Origin of the sequence: Dokdonia sp. Hel_I_53 (assembly GCF_007827465.1) — a bacterium.
Classification (GTDB): Bacteria; Bacteroidota; Bacteroidia; order Flavobacteriales; family Flavobacteriaceae; genus Dokdonia.
On record NZ_VISL01000001.1, the window covers coordinates 2,047,069 to 2,067,158 of the forward strand.

General features: G+C 35.3%; 20 protein-coding genes. 13 read left to right on the top strand and 7 right to left on the bottom strand.

Features of this window, described 5'->3' with window-relative positions; all coding sequences use genetic code 11:
• Window positions 1–6: 6 nt before the first annotated feature.
• The 3 genes from OD90_RS09140 to OD90_RS09150 form a co-directional block, all read right to left on the bottom strand.
• Window positions 7–1,425, bottom strand: a complete 1,419-nt coding sequence (locus OD90_RS09140) for a hypothetical protein (protein ID WP_144668872.1) — start codon at window positions 1,423–1,425, stop codon at window positions 7–9.
• A 384-nt stretch (window positions 1,426–1,809) separates the two neighbouring features.
• Window positions 1,810–2,616, bottom strand: a complete 807-nt coding sequence (locus tag OD90_RS09145) for a hypothetical protein (RefSeq protein WP_144668873.1) — start codon at window positions 2,614–2,616, stop codon at window positions 1,810–1,812.
• Window positions 2,617–2,624: 8 nt separating this feature from the next.
• Entirely contained in the window at window positions 2,625–3,338 is a 714-nt protein-coding gene (locus OD90_RS09150) for a hypothetical protein (protein WP_144668874.1), read from the bottom strand.
• Window positions 3,339–3,401: 63 nt separating this feature from the next.
• Here OD90_RS09150 and OD90_RS09155 point away from each other — a divergent pair, with 63 nt between their 5' ends.
• Window positions 3,402–3,995: a hypothetical protein gene (locus tag OD90_RS09155; protein ID WP_186434739.1), complete on the top strand. Its 594-nt coding sequence runs from the start codon at window positions 3,402–3,404 to the stop codon at window positions 3,993–3,995.
• 3 nt (window positions 3,996–3,998) lie between these two features.
• On the opposite strand, the gene OD90_RS09160 is transcribed toward OD90_RS09155, so the two are convergent.
• A complete protein-coding gene (locus OD90_RS09160; RefSeq protein ID WP_144668876.1) occupies window positions 3,999–5,051 on the bottom strand; it encodes a ferredoxin--NADP reductase in 1,053 nt (350 codons plus the stop codon).
• Between the two features lie 95 nt (window positions 5,052–5,146).
• Between OD90_RS09160 and OD90_RS09165 the strand changes: the two genes are divergently transcribed.
• From OD90_RS09165 to atpG, 12 genes are all read left to right on the top strand, one after another.
• Complete coding sequence (locus OD90_RS09165; RefSeq protein WP_144668877.1) at window positions 5,147–6,616, top strand: DUF5687 family protein; 1,470 nt, start codon at window positions 5,147–5,149, stop codon at window positions 6,614–6,616.
• A gap of 9 nt (window positions 6,617–6,625) precedes the next feature.
• Window positions 6,626–7,366, top strand: coding sequence for an ABC transporter ATP-binding protein (locus OD90_RS09170; protein WP_144668878.1), 741 nt, complete (start codon window positions 6,626–6,628; stop codon window positions 7,364–7,366).
• Between the two features lie 130 nt (window positions 7,367–7,496).
• Window positions 7,497–10,040: a tetratricopeptide repeat protein gene (locus OD90_RS09175; RefSeq protein WP_186434740.1), complete on the top strand. Its 2,544-nt coding sequence runs from the start codon at window positions 7,497–7,499 to the stop codon at window positions 10,038–10,040.
• A 12-nt stretch (window positions 10,041–10,052) separates the two neighbouring features.
• On the top strand, window positions 10,053–10,460 hold the full coding sequence (locus OD90_RS09180; RefSeq protein ID WP_144668880.1) for a polymer-forming cytoskeletal protein: 408 nt from the start codon (window positions 10,053–10,055) through the stop codon (window positions 10,458–10,460).
• Window positions 10,429–10,644, top strand: a complete 216-nt coding sequence (locus tag OD90_RS09185) for an AtpZ/AtpI family protein (protein WP_144668881.1) — start codon at window positions 10,429–10,431, stop codon at window positions 10,642–10,644. Before OD90_RS09180 ends, OD90_RS09185 begins: the two co-directional genes overlap by 32 nt.
• Window positions 10,645–10,647: 3 nt before the next feature.
• Entirely contained in the window at window positions 10,648–11,046 is a 399-nt protein-coding gene (locus OD90_RS09190) for a DUF6168 family protein (protein ID WP_222430161.1), read from the top strand.
• 85 nt (window positions 11,047–11,131) lie between these two features.
• Window positions 11,132–12,346 (top strand): F0F1 ATP synthase subunit A, encoded by a 1,215-nt coding sequence (gene atpB / locus OD90_RS09195; RefSeq protein ID WP_144668883.1) that lies wholly within the window; start codon window positions 11,132–11,134, stop codon window positions 12,344–12,346.
• Window positions 12,347–12,389: 43 nt separating this feature from the next.
• On the top strand, window positions 12,390–12,614 hold the full coding sequence (gene atpE, locus OD90_RS09200) for an ATP synthase F0 subunit C (protein ID WP_269465683.1): 225 nt from the start codon (window positions 12,390–12,392) through the stop codon (window positions 12,612–12,614).
• Between the two features lie 93 nt (window positions 12,615–12,707).
• A complete protein-coding gene (locus OD90_RS09205; RefSeq protein WP_144668884.1) occupies window positions 12,708–13,208 on the top strand; it encodes a F0F1 ATP synthase subunit B in 501 nt (166 codons plus the stop codon).
• A 42-nt stretch (window positions 13,209–13,250) separates the two neighbouring features.
• Window positions 13,251–13,787, top strand: a complete 537-nt coding sequence (atpH, locus tag OD90_RS09210) for an ATP synthase F1 subunit delta (protein WP_144668885.1) — start codon at window positions 13,251–13,253, stop codon at window positions 13,785–13,787.
• Between the two features lie 47 nt (window positions 13,788–13,834).
• Window positions 13,835–15,412 carry a F0F1 ATP synthase subunit alpha gene (gene atpA, locus OD90_RS09215; protein ID WP_144668886.1) on the top strand — a complete coding sequence of 526 codons (1,578 nt, stop codon included), beginning with the start codon at window positions 13,835–13,837 and terminating at the stop codon, window positions 15,410–15,412.
• Window positions 15,413–15,466: 54 nt separating this feature from the next.
• Window positions 15,467–16,330, top strand: coding sequence for an ATP synthase F1 subunit gamma (gene atpG / locus OD90_RS09220; protein WP_144668887.1), 864 nt, complete (start codon window positions 15,467–15,469; stop codon window positions 16,328–16,330).
• Between the two features lie 116 nt (window positions 16,331–16,446).
• On the opposite strand, the gene OD90_RS09225 is transcribed toward atpG, so the two are convergent.
• From OD90_RS09225 to OD90_RS09235, 3 genes are all read right to left on the bottom strand, one after another.
• On the bottom strand, window positions 16,447–17,625 hold the full coding sequence (locus tag OD90_RS09225) for an MFS transporter (RefSeq protein ID WP_315897472.1): 1,179 nt from the start codon (window positions 17,623–17,625) through the stop codon (window positions 16,447–16,449).
• A gap of 123 nt (window positions 17,626–17,748) precedes the next feature.
• Window positions 17,749–19,302, bottom strand: coding sequence for an aldehyde dehydrogenase family protein (locus tag OD90_RS09230; RefSeq protein WP_144668888.1), 1,554 nt, complete (start codon window positions 19,300–19,302; stop codon window positions 17,749–17,751).
• Between the two features lie 146 nt (window positions 19,303–19,448).
• Complete coding sequence (locus OD90_RS09235) at window positions 19,449–19,982, bottom strand: 3-hydroxyanthranilate 3,4-dioxygenase (RefSeq protein WP_144668889.1); 534 nt, start codon at window positions 19,980–19,982, stop codon at window positions 19,449–19,451.
• Window positions 19,983–20,090: the final 108 nt, after the last annotated feature.

The following is a 20,090-nucleotide window of genomic DNA, read 5'->3' on the forward strand; positions in this document are numbered from 1 at the left end:
ATTTTGCTATTCTACACAATCGGGTGTATATTGATTTCTGACAGCACGTTCTGAATAATTCTTTTTTGCTAGCTCAGTAGGATTTTCAGAAATAGAAGATATATATTCTTGGGTTCCTTCAAGCCCTATCCAACTAACATAATTAAGCAAATCCTCTAAATTAAAATCTCCAAATGTATTTAAAGGATCATTATTAACACTAAATAAAAAATCATCGCTTGGATCATTTAAAGACGGATGTATTTCAAGAAGATTTTCAACAATATTTTCTCTATAATTTAGAACGGTGAATAAGTCGTGATTCCATTGGCTCTCACCGGAATCTGTAGGGTGGTCGATATAATAATTTTTATACTTGTTTACTAACAACGCGAAGATAGTATCGTAAGTGGTGAAAGTATTTGGTGTGTTCGTGAAATTTGGGAAACCTTCACTATTAAAAGTATTTATTAGACCCAACCTAACACAACGATCAAGTAGCTCTGCGTGTATGGTCTCGTGAATAAATAAAAGTACGATTTCTATAGGCGACGAATCTTCTATTATTGATGGATTTATTTGTATTTCGAAAAGTCTATAATCTGTTCCGTTTGCGATCCCTTTTGTGAAAGCGTCTTCTCCATCAGGAGTTTCTTTTACAATAAACATTATGTGAGCATTCTTTGCGCTGTCAAAATGATTATCAATTACGTCACTAAAAAAGCTAGAGGATAGTTCTTTTAATTTATTATAAACACAATTTAATTTAGGATTACTAGATATGCTAGGATCGAGTATCACTTTCTCCTCAATATCTACCTCACCTCCTTCTTCTAAAGCCTCCATCACCTCCTGAGCAAATAGTGGGTTTTCTCGTAAAATAGAAAGCTGTTCTTCATTAAGGATTTCTCCAGTAAAAGTTTCTATACTTGTAAGCACGGAAGCCTCTTGTATGGTGATGGTGGGTATGGCAATAACATACGCTAATACACGATTAAGTGTTACTTCATTTATTGGTACTAAACTTTCAAATTGTGCAAATGGTAAATCTGTAAAAGGGTTTCCAAGCATATTTAAAATTGCAGAAAACTTCTCTTTTGCCTCTTCACCAAAGCGGTATTGCTTCAAGATATTATATAGTTCTGTATTAAGTGCTAGCTCACCTGCTATATAGTCTTGCGCAGCGCGACTTAATTCTCCTTTGAATGCTTCATATTTTATTTGGTCAGAACTAATAGGGGTAGTACCGCCACTAGGTCCACTATTATTACTTCCATAGGTAGTGCCATTATGAGAACCTCCAAGACCTCCACCTGAGCAGCCTGTACAATCTTGAATGGTATCGCAGGTGTTTAGGGTTTGAATAACCCCCACTGAACCAGTATGATTGCCTTTATCTCCACAAGTGGAAGTCGTATATCCATAGACGCAAAAGACTGGAATCATTATAGTTGTTTGTTCATACCCACAGTTGCGCTGAAATATCTCTTCTAATTGCTCAGTATCAAAAGGAGTTATAATTGCATCATCTCCCGTATATCTTGTAAATGGAAATATATCCTCTATATTTTCTAATTTATATGCTATGGTATAAGCCTTTTGTGTGTTATCATGTGTGGCTTTTAAGAGGGTGTCTCTAACTTTTTTAACCTTATAAAGTATAACTACATACCTTTAGAACCTGCTACCTTAAACTTAAGTGACTGATTAGTGAAATATTAATATGTTAAACAACCTTTAGTTTTAAAGTTATTTATAATTCTCTAGTATTCTTCAACTGAAAAATAATAATATATTAAAGGGTTGAAGTTACAGTCGTCATATTAAGATTTAGTTTTCTGAGTATCTAGATCTAATTCTAGAAGGTTTTATATTAATCATATTGAAAAAAACTTCATTGAACAATACATAGTTTTTGTGTCGATCAAAAGAGGTGGTTAAGTAAATAATTTTTGCACGACTCATAAGTCTAAAAATGGTAATAAATTCTTGAGAAGTTTTTATTTTTTTATTCAAATCAATAAGATAGAGACTTTTAACTTTCTTTTTAGAAATTATTTTTTGTTTATAATGTTTATAATTTTCATAATATTTTTTTCTGAGAAACTCCACTCTTTGATGATCTTCCCAGCCTCCTCCAGATAAGTTATTTACAGTATGGTTATCAAAAAAAGCAATTATTTTTTGATAGATTTCTTCCTTGTTTAGAGTATCTAAAGCTGGTTCATTAATTACCTTTTCAAGGTCAAATCCTGTATATAATCTGGAACATGATACGTTAAGATTATTTATAAAATTTAAGAAAGAGGATCTGTTTTTATAATTATTAGTATTTATTAAATACGAAAAATGAAAATTTTCTTTTCTAGTATACAACATTTCATTTAGTATCTGGTCTCGTTGTAAGAGCTTTTTATCTCTAGGTATTTTATTAAATTGAGACTTGTATTGCACTTCAAAAATATTTAAAACACTATCTTTTTTAAGATAATTAATATTATTATTGAAGTAACCAGTTTTTTTGGAATTTGAAATGCTAAATTTAATGTACAAAGTATCAACTTGGCAAGTTAATCCTGATGGATGACAAATAAAAAGTAATATTAAAAAAGTTAAATTAATATAGGGATGTTTCACGTAAAAGATTAAGAATTATTGAGGTATAAAAATAGTTTTGTAAAATGAGCATCATCTTTAAAATTAAGACGCTCTTTTTTAATATACTTTTTTAAAGATTTTGAATCAGTATCAAAAAGGTCGATAATAGTTGACTTCTTCAATTTTATTTTTTCTAGAGCTCCTTCGTTACTTAAGTAATACGTGTCACGTATTTTAATCTCATCGTTTACTTGTCCTCGTAATGGATCTGGATGTCCTAAAACACGCTCTGTTCTAAAGCCTTTTAGTATTTTCTTGCCGTTGTAGCTTCCCAAGTCTCTATACACCTTGAGTCTATTTTCTTCTGGATCAAGACCCACAACATAACGATCCTCATTAATGATCACATGCTCTATATTGGATAAGTCAAAAGAAAATACTGAGGTCTCAGACGTCTTAGACTCAAAAGATCCTTGAGCGGCATTGATATTAAAATTTTGTTTTAATGAGAATTTTCTACCGGTATCTAGTACAATCACAGCATCGTTGTTCCAATTTTCAAAAACATAATTAGAACCCAATACATCAGGAGGAGTAGATAAAATAGAACGGCCGCTTCCCATCGCATTGTTATTATTTTGAAGCGAGGTGAGTGCATTGTAATCTGTACCGCCGCCGCCGCCTTCTTGTGCGCTTAGGGTGTTAACAGATAATAACAATGGTAAAAGGAGGAGTGAAGATCTTCTTAAGAGGTAAATCATAATAATTAATTTTAAAGTTCAATATACTAGTTTTTTCATAGTTTTATAGCTATTCTAAAACCTATGAAAGTAAATTTATTTTTTTTGCGCTTACTCTGTGTAATCTTTATTATGGTTGCCATATGTTCCTGCAATTCCACAAAAAAACCCAAAATTCAAAAAGAACTAGCTATCAAAGAACTAGTTAAAGCAAAAATTGTGCCTATTTATAATAATTATAAAAAAGGCTACTTTAAAGAAATTCATTACTTATTTATAAATAAGACAGATCAATTACAACAGACAAGTGGCGATTTTTACAATGTGAAATATGACACCTCAAGTATTAATGTAATAGTTAGTTTTTTTGAAGAATATTTTGGTTTCAAAAATGTTATTGTTGCCTTACTGTCTAAGCCATATCCTTCAGCAATAACCTATAAGAACTTACCTGTTGAAATAACTTCTACAAAGCATGGCACTTTTCATAGAGCACAACTACCCATAGAAATGAATCTTCCTACTTATGATAGAATTTTATACGTCAGGCCTTTGGGCATAGATAATAAATACGATATTCTAGAAAAAATTAGGAATGATGCTGTCACGGTAAAAATAGGAAATGAAACTTACGGTTTTATAAATCCAGAATGGGGATACAACTTTGAAATTAATTAAGGCTTACACATCATCATAATCCACCACTACTTTTGCGCTGGTAGGGTGCGCCTGGCAGGTTAATATTAAGCCCTCGGCAACTTCTGCATCAGTGAGGATTTGGTTTTTTTCCATCTCTGCGGTCCCTTCAATTACTCTAGCGATACAACTACTACACACACCTCCTTGACACGAGTGTGGGGCATCTATATCTTTATCTAGCGCTGCGTCAAGGATGAGATCAGTCTGCTTCATTACAAACTCAAAATCTTCGTCATCACAAACGACTTTAATATTCGTTTGTCCATCTAAAGCTGCTTCTACGCTTCCCTCCTCAGAAGAAGCAGTAAAGAGTTCGAAGTGGATGTTAGTATCATTTACCCCATTTTCTTTAAGCACTTTGGTAACTTCTTTTACCATTGCCTCTGGCCCACACAAGAAATAATCATTGAAGTTGTGAGATGCATATTTATTTTTAACCACAAAATTTACTGTAGATTTCATAATACGTCCAAAGTGGGCACCATCTACGCGCGACTGGCTGTAAATATGTTCTATAGAAAAACGGCTTTTATATTGATCTCTTAAAGCAAGCAATTCTTCACGAAACATCGCCTCTTCTGGCGTTCGGTTACCATAAACGAGCACAAAGGTACTGTCCTGAGACTGAGCAAGAGTAGTTTTTATCATTGATAAAATAGGCGTGATACCTGACCCTGCGGCAAAGGCTGCATAGTGTTGAGCTTTCGCGAAAGCGGAATCTTCAATTTTAAATTTTCCTTCTGGAGGATGAACTTCTAAGGTATCGCCTTCTTTTAGCTCACGGTTTGCATAAACGGAAAATGTTCCGTTTTCTACCTCCTTAACTCCTACTGTAAGTCCCTCTTGTGGAGTACTGCACAAGGAATACGCACGACGAACTTCAGAGCCTTCTATGTTAATTTTAAGAGTAATATATTGCCCCGGAGCAAAAGTGAAGGCGTCTTTTAAATCATCTGGAATGCCGAATGATATGGCTACAGATTTATCTGTAATTCTTTTAATAGACTGTATACTAAGGGTATGAAATTGTGACATCTGTAATTTTTTGAGTAAAAATACAAACCAAACCCATTTAAGTGTAACTTTTACGATCTATTAACTACTCATACCTTGCTAAACAATCTATAATCATGATCAAACAATTTGTAAGTCTTGAGTGGAAGGCGTTTTTTAGGAGTGCCTCATTTCAAACAAATCTTGCCTTAAAAATTTTAATGGTTTTTGGTGCTTTATCCATGATAGTATGGTTTAGCATGCTCGGTTTGGGGTTATATTTTGGATTGAAAAAAGCAGATTTAAAGCCATTACTCACGGTAAATCAATTCATGATTTATTACGTGGTAGGAGATTTAATTATACGGTACTTAGGTCAAAAAATGCCCGTGGTTAATATCAAACCCTTGTTGTTATTACCATTTAAGAAATCAAAAATTGTAAAGTTTGCCTTAGGAAAAACGGTTCTTGCATTTTGGAACTGGATGCATGCATTCTTTTTTATTCCATTTTCAATCATACTTATTGTAAAAGGGTATGACCCATTGGGGGTACTCACTTGGCATCTCGCAATGTTTTGTTTGATTTATACAAACAATTTTATCAATGTCTTTTTTAATGACAAACTTTGGCTTGTTATTGCCGTAGGTGTTTTGTTTGCAGGGCTAGGTTATGCGCAGTATACAGGAATCTTTGATATTACATCATTTACACAACCTTTTTTTCAAGGGCTATATGAATTAAAATGGACGGTTATTTTCCCTATAGCTTTGCTTATCATAGTTGCAGTTATTGCATTTAGGTATTTCTTAGTACGCTTATATCTTGATGCAGGTCTGGCTAAAAAGACGAGTGTGGCTACTGGTGGAGAATTAGGGTGGGTAAATCGTTTTGGAAAGCTGTCTACTTTCTTAAAAAATGATATACGACTTATCATGAGAAATAAACGATCTCGCACCACAGTGATGATGAGCGTGTTCTTTTTATTTTATGGATTATTATTTTTCACAAACGCTATTGAGGTGTATAGCGGTCCTTTCTGGAAGATGTTTGCCGCTGTATTTGTTACTGGAGGATTCATCTTTAGCTTTGGGCAATTTGTGCCTTCTTGGGATAGTTCATATTACCCACTCATGATGACGCAAAATATTAAATACAAGGAATATTTAAAGTCTAAGTGGTTACTCATGGTTGTTGTAACGTTTATCTCTGCTATTCTTTGTATTCCATATATCTACTTTGGGTGGGATATATTGATCGCTATATTGGTTGGTGCCATTTTTAATCTTGGCGTAAATACCCACTTAGTTTTATTGGGGGGCGCATTTATTAAAACACCCATCGATTTGCAAAGTTCAAAAAAGGCTTTTGGTGATAAAAGCTCATTCAACCTCAAAACGTTGCTCATTAGTCTACCTAAAATGTTAGGTCCTATGGCCTTGTATGCAATTGGTCATTTTACGGTAGGTTCTTGGCTAGGGTATGTGCTTGTGGCTGTTGCTGGATTAGTGGGTATTGCCTTTCGCGACAGCGTATTTAACCAAATTATTAAAATTTATAAAAGCGAGAAGTATAAAACTCTAGCCGCTTACAAACAAACTAAATAACGTATCGCTATGATCTCAATACATAATTTATCAAAAACATATAACGGTGTCACTGTTTTAAACCTTGAGCATTTAGATATTCCAAAGGGTCAAGCTTTTGGACTTGTAGGAAATAATGGGGCAGGTAAAACAACCTTATTTAGCTGTTTATTGGATTTAATTAAACCATCCACTGGTTATATAGAAAATGGAGGTGTAAAAGTAAACGAAAGCGAAGATTGGAAAACCTACACCGCATCATTTATCGACGAGAGTTTTTTAATTGGTTATTTAACACCAGAGGAATACTTTTATTTTATAGGGGAACTACGTGGTCAAAATAAAGCAGATGTTGATGCACTACTCGCCACATTTGCAGATTTCTTTAATGATGAGATTCTAGGTAAGCGTAAATATTTGAGAGACTTGTCAAAAGGAAATCAGAAAAAAGTGGGTATAGTAGCAACTTTAATAGGTTCTCCAGATGTAATCATTCTTGACGAACCGTTTGCAAATCTTGACCCTACTACTCAAATAAGACTCAAAGGTATTATCAAAAAATTGGCTACTGATCAAGACGTAACTGTTTTAGTTTCTAGCCATGATCTACAGCATGTTACAGAAGTATGTGAGCGTATTGTCGTTTTAGAAAAAGGCAACCAGGTAAAAGATATAATTACCTCTCCAGCAACATTGAGAGAACTAGAAGATTATTTCGCTGGAAATGCGGTAGAAACTATAGTAGCACAAGCACAAATGGATGATATATAGGCTGTGAATTGCTTTTCAAATTGATATTTAAATCAAGTGAAGACTGTTTTTTCAAAAAGAACCGTATTTTTACGGGCTTACCATACTAAATATGGTAAATATCTGTTCCTTAGTTACAAAAACAATAGGTTTGAAATCACTTCTTTATTATACATTTTGCCTCGTACTTTTTGGAGTCCTCCTTTCTGGATGCTCCCGTAAAAAAGATAGTTTTGTAAGTAGAAATTTTCATGCCGTGACTACAGAGTACAATACACTCTATAATGGCGGTGTCGCATTAGATAAAGGAAGGGCATCATTAGTAGAAACGTTTAATGATAATTACTGGGAAGTTCTACCTATAGAGCGCATCGTTTTTACCGAAAATACTGCCTCTGGAGAAGAAAATAGAGATCCTAACTTTTTAAAAGCAGAAGAGAAAGCTATAAAAGCTATACAACGCCATGCGATGAAAATAGATGGCGAAGAGCGTAACCCTCAAATAGATGAGGCCTTTTTGTTATTAGGGAAAGCACGCTACTATGATCAGCAATTTGTACCCGCCTTAGAAGCATTTAATTATATACTTGCGTACTATCCAAAAAGTAATAATATTGCTCAAGCCAAAGTTTGGAAAGAAAAAACTAATATCAGGCTCGAGAATAATGTCATCGCGATAGACAATCTTAAAGATATTTTTGAAGTTGAAAGTGAGCTTAGCAATCAAGATAGGGCAGATGCTCATGCCATGCTCGCTCAAGCTTTTCTCAACCTAGAGACTCCTGATAGCGCACTTGTGTATATCAAAAGCGCATCAAAGCTTACTAAAAAGCTAGAGGAAAGAGGGCGCTATAATTTTATAAAGGGTCAGCTGTATAACAAACTTGGTAAAACAGATAGCGCAAACCTTGCATTTCAAGAAGTCATTGACCTCAATAGAAAAGTCCCCAGGAAATATCATATTAATGCCCATTTAGAAAAGATTCGCAACTTTGATTATGCATCAGGAGACACACTCTTATTAAGAGAACGCTTAGACCTTTTAGTAAAAAATAGAGAAAACAGGCCTTTTCTTGATAAAATCTATTATACTAAGGCGACCTATTTTATGAATATAGGAAAGGAAGACTCTGCTATCGTAAATTATAATAAATCATTATTACAAAAAAGCTCAGATCAATTTTTAAATTCTCGAGATTATTTGGCTCTTGCAGATTATAATTTTGATAAAGCAGCTTACAAAACTGCTGGAGCGTATTACGACAGTGTGTTGAATAAGTTGCCAGTTCGAACACGAGAGTATAGGAGTATAAGAAAGAAAAGAGAAAATCTCAACGATGTTATAGGTTATGAAAACACCGCCATACGAAATGACAGCATAATAAGACTCATAACGATGCCTGAGGAGGAGCTTACAGCTTACTTCGAAGCCTATATTTCAAAAATTAAAGAGAAAGCAACACAAGATTCTCTCGCTAGAGTAGAGGAAGTACGTAACCAGGAATTCTTTACAAATAGTACAAGTTCTAGAAAACAAGGTGCTGCTGGTGTTGGGGAGTTCTATTTTTACAATGATGTTGCAGTGGCCTATGGAAAACAATCTTTTGAAAAGCAGTGGGGCAACCGCCGTCTGGAAGATCGCTGGCGGACTTCAACAAAGCAAAATACTCTTCAAGGTGCAAACACACTACCGGGTATTGCAACGACCATTGTAGAAGAACAAATAGAAGCAAAAACAGCAGCCGATTATATTGCCACATTACCAAGAGAAAGAACTCAAATAGATAGCTTGATTAAGGAAAGGAACGTCGCCTATTTCCAACTAGGTCTTATTTATAAGGAAAAATTTAAAGAATTTCCACTAGCAATAGAGCGATTAGAAAAGTTGATCACTTTTGAACCTGACGAAAAGCTAATACTTCCTGCAAAATATAATTTGTATCAACTCTATGGTAACACAGACGCTTTCGCGAAAGAGGACTCCCTAAAAAATGATATCTTAACTACCTACCCAAACTCTAGATATGCACAACGCATTAATAATCCAAATACAGTATTTGCTGCAGATGTTGATGCACCAGAAGAAGTGTACAAACGTTTATATGATCGTTTTAAAGCCGAAGAGTTTGAAACATTATTGACTGTATTAGATACCAGAATCGAGCAATTTTATGGGGACCCTTACCTTCCTAAATTTGAATTACTAAAAGCTACTGCTCTAGGAAGATATAAAGGGTATGAAGCTTACAAAACAGCACTTAATTTTGTAGCTTTAACCTATCCTAGAACGGAAGAGGGTAAGAAAGCACAAAGTTTGCTACAGAAAGTTTTGCCTAACATGGCTTTTTCAAGTTTTGATGATGAGGCACTTTCTGTAAGTTATAAAGTGCTTTTTCCATTTGAAAACAAAGATTTAGTTGCAGCGCAAGAGTTTAATAAAAAGCTGCAAGAAGCTCTAGAAAAAGTAAAGTATGATAACTTTACGATATCTTTAGATTCGTATAGTCCTGAGCAATCTTTTGTTGTTGTGCATTATCTTAGTTCAAGGTCACAGGCAGAAGGACTTGTGGAGTTACTGGCAAATAATGATGAGATTAAACTCTCTAGGGATAATATTATTATTGCGAGTGAAAATTATAAAATTGTACAGCTTCATAAGAATGTAGAGGATTATCAAGAAAAAATAACTAATTAAAATAACCGCACCATGTTTTCAGATAATAAAAAAGGAAAAGAACCAGACCTTAGTAATCAACAAAATAGATTAAGCCAAGGAACTAAACTTGTAGGGGATATTACTTCAGAAGGAGGTTTTCGTATTGATGGTGAGGTAGAAGGAAATATCACATCGCCTAATAAAATCGTTATAGGAAAAACAGGTGTAGTAACTGGAACACTTGTTTGTAATGATGCAGATATAGAAGGAAGGGTAGAAGGTAAGATAGAAATTAAAAACCTATTATCAATAAAGTCTACTGCACAAATTGAGGGAGAAGTTATTACTGGAAAACTAGCTGTTGAGCCTAGCGCAACTTTTAATGCTTCCTGCGTAATGAAGGGTAGTGTAAAACCGCTTTCTAAAGATGGAAAAGGAAAAAAAGAACGTAGCGCTTAAAAATTGGGCACGATTCTCCACTATTGCTTTACAGATGGGGGTTACAATATATTTAGGAAGTCTTTTAGGAAAATGGTTGTCTGTAAAATTTGATGTAAGTTGGTTGGACAAAGTTGTAACTCTACTATCGGTTTTTGTAGCTATCTACTTAGTCATAAGGTCTGTTATATCGCTTAATAAATAAACCTTGATTAAAAATATACTTCTTTACATTGTTGCCATAGCAATACTTTTTTTTCTATCGTATTTCTCACACATGGCATTTTTGGATAAAGCTCAAAATAATACCATTTTTGATTTAAAATCTATTTACCTTTTTCATTCTGTAGGTTCCTTAATAATTGTAATTGCTGCAGAAATTTTGTTTACAACATCTCAGTCACTTAAAGAGCAGCTGGGATTTATCTATTTAGGAACTACAGCTTTTAAAGTGCTATTATTTTTTATATTTTTCTCTAATATTCTTTTTCTAAGCCATTCTGTATCAAAAAGCGAGAAGTTATCACTTATGATTCCACTTGCGATATTTATGAGCTTTGAAGTTATTATGGTTGTTAAAATTTTAAATCGAAGTGTTAAAAGTTGAAATTATAGAATAATTATAATTTTTTATAAGTTTTTACGTACTTTTGCGCCGAATTTCAGGCCATGTTTTTATTGAAAATACACTAATGAAGGTAGCATTAAAATCAATTACGTTTCTAACTCTATTTGTAGTTCTTTCTATTCCGTTGAGCAGCTTTGCTAAAACTGGACCTACGATTGTTGAGGTTGAAGAGACAGCTAGTGAAGGTACTAAAGGAGATCCTGTTAATACAAGCTCAGAGGTTAAAGAATATATACAGCATCACCTCAGAGATTCTCACGACTTTCATTTATTCTCTTATTTTTCTGATAATGGTGAAGAGCACCATGTAGGCTTTCCACTTCCTGTAATGTTATGGGGTGAAAATGGTTTTACCGCTTTTATGTCATCAAGATTTCATCATGACGACAATGGTCAAGTAGTGGTTGAAGAAAATGGAGGTAACTTCGTAAAACTTCATGGGAAAATATACGAGCTTAATGCAGGTGAAACCGCTGTTCAATTTGACGAAGATCACCATGCGATTAATGCATCAAAACCATTTGACTTATCTATAACTAAAAGTGTCTTAGGTATTCTTGTCATAGGTTTACTCATGTTATTGTGGTTTTCAGGTCTTGCAAGACAATATAAAAACAAGCAAGTACCAACAGGTTTTGGACGTGTTTTAGAGCCACTAGTTATCTATGTAAGAGATGAGATTGCAAAACCAAACATCGGTGATCAATACAGAAAGTTTACAGGATACCTTCTTACAGTGTTCTTTTTCATTTGGATTCTTAACCTTGTAGGTTTAATGCCTTTTGGTTTTAATGTTACTGGGCAAATTGCAGTAACTGCCGCTTTAGCGGTTATCACACTAGTTATTTACGTAGTTAGTGGTAACAAGCATTTTTGGGGCCATATGCTATGGATGCCAGGTATTCCTTATGTTTTTAGACCATTTTTAGGGATTATAGAACTTGTAGGAACTTTAATCATTAAACCATTTTCACTGCTTGTGCGTTTATTTGCAAATATCACAGCAGGGCACACGGTTGTGATGAGCCTTATTGCAGTAGGTATCTTATTACAAGATTCACTAACAGCTGCTGGTTCAACTATCGTATCATTACTATTATCAGGATTTATTATGCTTATTGAATTGCTAGTAGCATTTCTTCAGGCTTATATTTTTACAACATTATCTGCATTGTTCATTGGTATGGCGGTAGCAGATGATCATCATGATGAAGAGCTTCATGATGCAACGGGTGAAGAGATTGAGGATACAGAAGTTATCCGAAAAAACTTTACTTAATTAATTGCGTATTTTATTTGTTTAATTTTTTATATACACTATTATGTCTTTAGCATTAGTACAAGAAGTAGCACCAATGTTCCCAAATTTAGTAGGAGCAGGTCTAGTAGTAATTGGAGGTGGTATCGGTCTTGGTAAGATTGGTGGAGCTGCAATGGAAGGAATTGCTCGTCAGCCTGAGGCTGCTGGTAAAATCCAGACTGCGATGATTATTGTTGCTGCACTTTTAGAAGGACTTGCATTTGGTGCTCTTATTTTAGGAGCTTAATCCAAATCAAACTCAAAACGCAACCTCCTGTAACGGTTGGTTACAGGAGCTGCGTTTATTAATTAAACAAAGAATTACAAGAAACACTTTTTGATGGAACAATTATTAGAAAATTTTTCACTTGACCTGTTTGTAAAGCAAACCATTCTTTTCTTATTGCTTATTTTCCTTATGGTAAAATTCGCTTGGAAACCTATTATGAATGCTCTCAATGAGCGTGAAGAGGGGATTCAAGGAGCACTAGATGCAGCAGAAAATGCAAAACTAGAAATGCAAAATCTGCAGGCAGATAACGAGAAGCTTTTAAAAGAAGCTAGAGCAGAGCGTGAGCTCATGCTTAAAGAAGCTCGCGAGATGAAAGCTAAAATGATTGATGACGCAAAATTAGAGGCAACTCAAGCTGCAGATCAAATGATCTTACAAGCACAAGCTGCTATAGAAGCAGAACGTAAAAGTGCTATCGCAGATTTAAAAGGTCAAGTAGCGGCTCTTTCTGTAGAGATTGCAGAAAAAGTGGTGAAGAGTGAACTGTCAAATAAAGAGAAGCAGCTAGAGCTCGTAGATGAGATGCTAGGTCAAGCAACGTTGAACTAAGGTAATATTACGCTTTCGCGAAAGCGAACAAAGCAATACACTATGAGTAGAGCAGCAATACGATATGCAAAAGCAGTACTAGATCTTGCAAAAGATAACGGAACGGTTGATGTAGTTTTAAATGATATGAAGTCTGTGATGGCCACTCTTGAAGGTAGTAAAGAGTTACGTAACGCTATTAATAGCCCTGTCATTAAAGCTGATAATAAACGTGACGTATTGCGTGAAGTTTTTGCAAAACAATCTAATGAGACACTTGGTCTTATCGATGTGTTAGTAGATAATAGTAGAGCAGGATTGTTAGGCGCAGTTGCTTCTAGTTATATTTCAGAATATAATAAGATACATAAAATTGAGGCAGCTACAGTTACGACTGCAGTACCACTCACACCTGAACTTGAGACAAAAGTACTGGCAAAAGTAACAGAACTTACAGGTAGTACAAATGTTACCCTTACAAATGAAATCGATGAGAGCATCATTGGAGGGTTTATATTGAGAGTAGGGGATACACAGTATAATGCTAGTATCGCTAGCCAATTAGGCAGATTAAAAAGAGAATTTTCGAATAGTTTATAATTCAATTATACGTTTTCGCGAAAGCGTAAACCTAATATTAGATAGTAATGGCAGAAGTTAAACCAGCAGAAGTTTCGGCAATTTTAAAGAAACAACTTTCAGGTTTTGAAGCAAACGCTTCACTGGACGAAGTAGGAACAGTATTGACCGTGGGTGATGGTATCGCTCGTATTTACGGACTTGCAAACGCTCAGTATGGTGAGCTTGTGGAGTTTGAAAGTGGTCTTGAAGCTATTGTTCTTAACCTTGAAGAAGATAACGTAGGTGTTGTACTTTTAGGTACATCTTCAACTATTAAAGAAGGAGATACTGTTAAGCGTACACAACGTATTGCTTCGATTAATGTAGGTGAAGGGATTACTGGTCGTGTGGTTAATACTTTAGGTCAACCTATCGATGGTAAAGGACCTATCGCTGGACAGACTTATGAAATGCCTCTTGAGCGTAAAGCTCCTGGTGTTGTTTTTCGTGAGCCGGTGACTGAGCCGTTACAAACAGGTATTAAAGCAATTGATGCTATGATCCCAGTGGGTAGAGGACAGCGTGAGCTAGTTATTGGTGACCGTCAGACCGGTAAGTCTACGGTTTGTATTGATACGATCCTTAATCAAAAAGAATTTTACGATGCTGGTGAGCCAGTACATTGTATATATGTTGCTGTAGGTCAAAAGGCTTCTACAGTAGCTCTTATTGCTCAAGTATTAGAAGATGCTGGAGCTCTTGCTTATACTACGATTGTAGCTGCAAATGCATCAGATCCTGCAGCAATGCAAGTATATGCCCCATTTGCCGGAGCAGCTATTGGAGAATATTTCCGTGATACAGGTCGCCCTGCATTAATTGTTTTTGATGATTTATCAAAGCAAGCAGTTGCTTACCGTGAAGTGTCTTTATTACTTCGTCGTCCACCGGGACGTGAGGCATATCCAGGAGATGTTTTCTACCTTCACTCTAGATTATTAGAGCGTGCTGCAAAAGTGATCAATGATGATGAGATTGCAAAGAATATGAACGACCTTCCTGATAGCTTAAAACCTATAGTAAAAGGAGGAGGGTCTCTTACAGCGCTGCCTATTATTGAAACACAAGCAGGAGATGTATCTGCATATATCCCAACTAACGTAATCTCGATTACAGACGGTCAGATCTTCTTAGATGGTGATTTATTTAACTCGGGTGTGCGTCCTGCAATTAACGTAGGTATCTCGGTATCTCGTGTGGGAGGTAATGCTCAAATTAAATCAATGAAAAAGGTGTCTGGTACGCTTAAACTAGATCAAGCAGCTTTCCGTGAATTGGAAGCCTTTGCAAAGTTTGGGTCAGATCTTGATGCGGCAACGTTAAATGTTATTGAAAAAGGTAAGCGTAACGTTGAGATCTTAAAGCAAGCAGAGAACACTCCGTATACGGTAGAAGATCAAATTGCAATCATTTATGCTGGTTCTAAGAACTTATTACGTGATGTCCCTGTAGATAAAGTAAAAGAATTTGAAACTGAATATTTAGAATTTTTGAATTCTAAGCATAGAGATACTTTAGATACACTGAAGGCAGGTAAGCTTACAGACGAGGTTACAGATACATTGGTAGCTGTGGCAAAAGACCTTTCTGCTAAATATAACTAGTAGAAGTTCGCTTTCGCGAAAAACGATAAATTATAACCCTTAACAAGAGCGCCAATGGCAAACTTAAAGGAAATAAGAAATAGAATTTCATCAGTATCTTCTACGATGCAGATTACCAGTGCCATGAAAATGGTATCTGCTGCAAAGTTAAAGAAAGCGCAAGACGCTATTACAGCAATGCGTCCTTATTCTGATAAACTCACAGAGCTTTTGCAAAATTTAAGTGCTACTTTAGATGCAGATTCTGGAAGTAAACTTGCAGAAAATCGTGAAATTAATAAAGTTCTTATAGTTGCTATTTCCTCTAACAGAGGTTTAGCTGGAGCATTTAACTCAAATATAATTAAGGGAGCAAATGCTCATATAAAGGCAAATTACGCTGGAAAAGAGGTGCATTTAGTAACCTTAGGTAAAAAAGCAGATGCAATCTTAAGTAAATCATTTAAGGTGGTTACTAATGATAATGCCATTTTTGATGACCTTACCTTCGATAACGTATCTGTGATAGCAGAGGAGTTAATGGACAGTTTTGAAGTAGGTGAATATGATCGAATTGATATTATTTACAACAAGTTCAAAAATGCAGCTACACAAATCGTAACCACAGAGCAGTTCTTACCAATTGTAGCAGCGGTTAAAGATGTTCCAACTACAACCCCAGACTATATATTTGAACCTTCTAAGGAGGAGATTGTAGAAGGGCTTATTCCTAAAGCATTAAAGACACAGCTTTTTAAAGGAATAAGAGACTCTGTAGCTTCAGAACACGGTGCTCGTATGACTGCCATGCATAAAGCAACAGATAATGCAACAGAGCTTAGAGATGCTCTTAAATTACAGTATAACAAAGCCCGTCAAGCAGCAATTACTAATGAAATATTAGAGATTGTAGGTGGTGCAGAAGCATTAAATAACTAGTTTAATAAAAACTGTTTAATAAGAAAGCCCAAATTGAACAATTTGGGCTTTCTTTTGTCTAAAAAAAATCGAATCTTATCGCTTATTTATTGGCCGGCATTTTTATTGTATAAATACTAGGTTTTTCTTCTCCTTGAAAGTAGCATAAGAGATATCACAGGACCCAAAGCTAGAAATGGAAGAACCATTTTTAAATTTGTCAAATCGACCAGCATTGACATAAACTGCAAGCTTACGATTGTTACTGTAAAACCTAAGGATGTTACAATAGTTATTGCAGTGCCTTTTTTTTCTGGTTCAATACTTTGAGCAACAAGCGTTGAAAACAAAGGAGAGTCTGCAACCACTACCATTCCCCAAAATAAAAGGAAGATTACAAGAACAGTAGATGATGCATATGTTATCACGAATGGTGAAGCTAAGCAACAAAGCATTGAAAGGAATAAACTATATAAAGCTACTTTCTTTGTACCTATTTTTTCTGAGAGATAGCCGCCCATAATACATGCGACAGCTCCTAAACCTATAATATAAAATGAATTTAGAGGTACATTAATTACCTCGTCTAGGTGGGTAAAATTATATGTTGATAACATCACTGGAACCAACGCCCAGAATGCATATAATTCCCACATATGACCAAAGTAGCCTATCGCTGACTGCCTTAATTTATAATTCTTCAAGATGCTTAAGGTTTGACTTATATTTAATAAAGCTCCTTTTTTTCGATTTATCCCATCAGGGACCATAGTATAAAGTATTAGCCCTCCAAAACTTGCCAAGATAGATGTATATATTAACACCAGTTTCCAAGGAAGTTCATGGATAAAATTGCGTATAAAATGTGGGAATGCAGTTCCGAGCACTAGTGCGCCTACAAGATACCCTAATGACAGTCCAAGGCCTTTTTCGTAATAGTCTGCCGCTATTTTCATACCTACGGGGTAAATTCCTGCTAAAAAGAAACCTGTACAAAATCTACATAGTAAAATTGTAGATATTGTACTCTCTGGTATAATGAGTCCAATATTACAAACTGAGGCAAGAAGCGCACTTAAGAAGAAAACTTTAGAAGGGGAGTATGTATCTACAATAGAAAGTAGAGCAAATGTCAATGTCCCAATCACAAAACCTAATTGAACTGCGATTGTAATTTCCCCGATAATATCATTTTCAATATTGAAATCTATAATAAGATCATTTATTATAGCATTGCCAGAAAACCATAATGAGGTTCCGCAAAACTGTGCAAAAATGATAAGGGATAAAATGTAATTAGGTGTCTTCAGGATCAATGCTTTATGTGATGATGTAAGTTAATCGATTGTTTTGAATAACGCTTTCGCGAAAGCAAAAAACCACCTTTATTAAATAAAGATGGTTTTAAAATACGTACGCTTATTTAAAGAAAATTAACTCTATAAATCAAACTTGATCCCCTGTGCAAGAGGTAATTCTGTAGTATAGTTGATTGTATTTGTCTGTCTTCTCATATATACTTTCCAAGCATCAGACCCAGACTCACGTCCTCCACCAGTGTCTTTTTCACCTCCAAAGGCTCCGCCTATCTCAGCACCAGAAGTACCTATGTTAACATTTGCAATACCACAATCTGATCCAGCAACACTTAAGAAACGCTCTGCTTCACGTAAATTATTAGTCATAATTGCAGAGGATAACCCTTGGTTCACTCCATTTTGAAGTTCAAGAGCATTCTCTACATCACCGCTATATTTCATAAGATATAAAACTGGAGCAAAAGTCTCGTGTTGAACGATTTCAAAATCGTTCTTTGCCTCTGCAATTGCAGGCTTCACGTAACATCCACTTTCATAACCATCACCAGTAAGTACACCACCTTCTACAATGATTTTACCACCTTCTTCTACCACACGTTTTAGTGCACTTTCATATCCTGCTACAGCATCTTTATCAATGATAGGCCCAACATGATTATTTTCATCAAGAGGATTTCCTATACGTAATTGACTATAAGCATCAACAACTGCTTTTTTTACTTTATCATACATGCTCTCATGTATAATTAAACGACGTGTAGACGTACATCTTTGTCCAGCAGTTCCTACAGCTCCAAAAACAGCTCCGATAACCGTCATTTTAATATCTGCATCTGGAGTAACAATGATAGCATTGTTTCCTCCTAATTCAAGTAATGACTTACCTAAACGCTCACCTACTGTTGATGCAACAATTTTACCCATACGAGTAGAACCAGTTGCAGATACAAGAGGTATACGACGATCTGTTGTCATCATTTCTCCCACTTTGTAATCACCATTTATCAAGCAAGATATTCCCTCAGGCATATCGTTTGCTTTAAGAACTTCAGCAATTATATTTTGACAAGCGATACCACATAACGGTGTTTTTTCTGATGGTTTCCATACACAAACATCACCACAAATCCATGCAAGGGCAGTGTTCCATGCCCAAACGGCTACTGGGAAGTTAAATGCAGAAATAATTCCTACTACTCCTAGTGGGTGGTACTGCTCATACATTCTATGTCCAGGTCTCTCTGAGTGCATGGTAAGACCATGAAGTTGTCTAGAGAGACCAACTGCAAAATCACAGATATCTATCATCTCTTGTACTTCCCCTAAACCTTCTTGATAAGATTTTCCCATTTCATAAGAAACAAGCTTACCAAGAGGCTCTTTTACCTCACGTAACTTTTCTCCAAATTGACGTACGATTTCCCCACGCAAAGGTGCTGGCATTGTACGAAACTCTTTAAAAGCTGTTGTTGCAGCAGTCATTACCTTTTCATAATCTTCCTTAGAAGTGGTTTTTACTTTTCCAATTAATGCTCCATCAACAGGAGAATATGAAGAAATGACTTCACCAGAACTAAAGTTCTCTTGCCCTGTAGAAGTACCTTCATTAATATCCTTCACACCTAAAATCTTAAGTGCCTCATCCATTCCAAATTCTGTCGCTATTGTGCTCATATATTTAATTTTTACGTTGAGTAAGTAACTTACACTCAAACGCAATTGTTATTTGTGGCTACGAATTTAGCAATAATAAAATCCCTTTATAAAGAATAAGCAGGATTTTCATCCTGCTTATCTATTATTTTTAGTAAAACCGTATTTTATGTAGTAAAACGACTATCTGCTTCCATTACAGTACCGCAGTTATCACAAGTACGTTTATTGATATCTCCATAAAAATCTTTAAAGTGTTTTAGAAAGTCAGTTTCAATGTCTGTGAGTGGGAAATATACTTCGTATAATTTTTCATTACAATTATCACAAAACCAAAGCAAGCCATCTTTACCCTCTAGATCATCTCGCTTTCGCTCAATTACAAGACCTATTGAATCTTCATGTCTCACAGGTGAGTGAGGAACTCCAGCTGGGTGTAAATACATATCACCAGGACCTAGTTTCATCGTACGTTTTTCACCTTCATCTTGAACATGAACTTCAATTTGACCTTCTAGTTGGTAAAAAAGCTCTTCTGTCTCGTTGTAATGGTAGTCTTTGCGAGCATTAGGACCGCCAACGATCATCACGATATAATCGCCAGCATCTTTATATAAATTTTTATTACCTACAGGGGGTTTGAGAAGCGATCTGTTTTCTTTTATCCAGTTATTTAAATTAAACGGTTTTTGAATTGCCATAGACTTTCAGTTTGTTATAAAAATACGACAATGCAAATTATTTATTCTAGAGAGATAAATATAAAATGAGTCCCAAAAGAAATTTTCATTTGGGACTCATACAGTGCG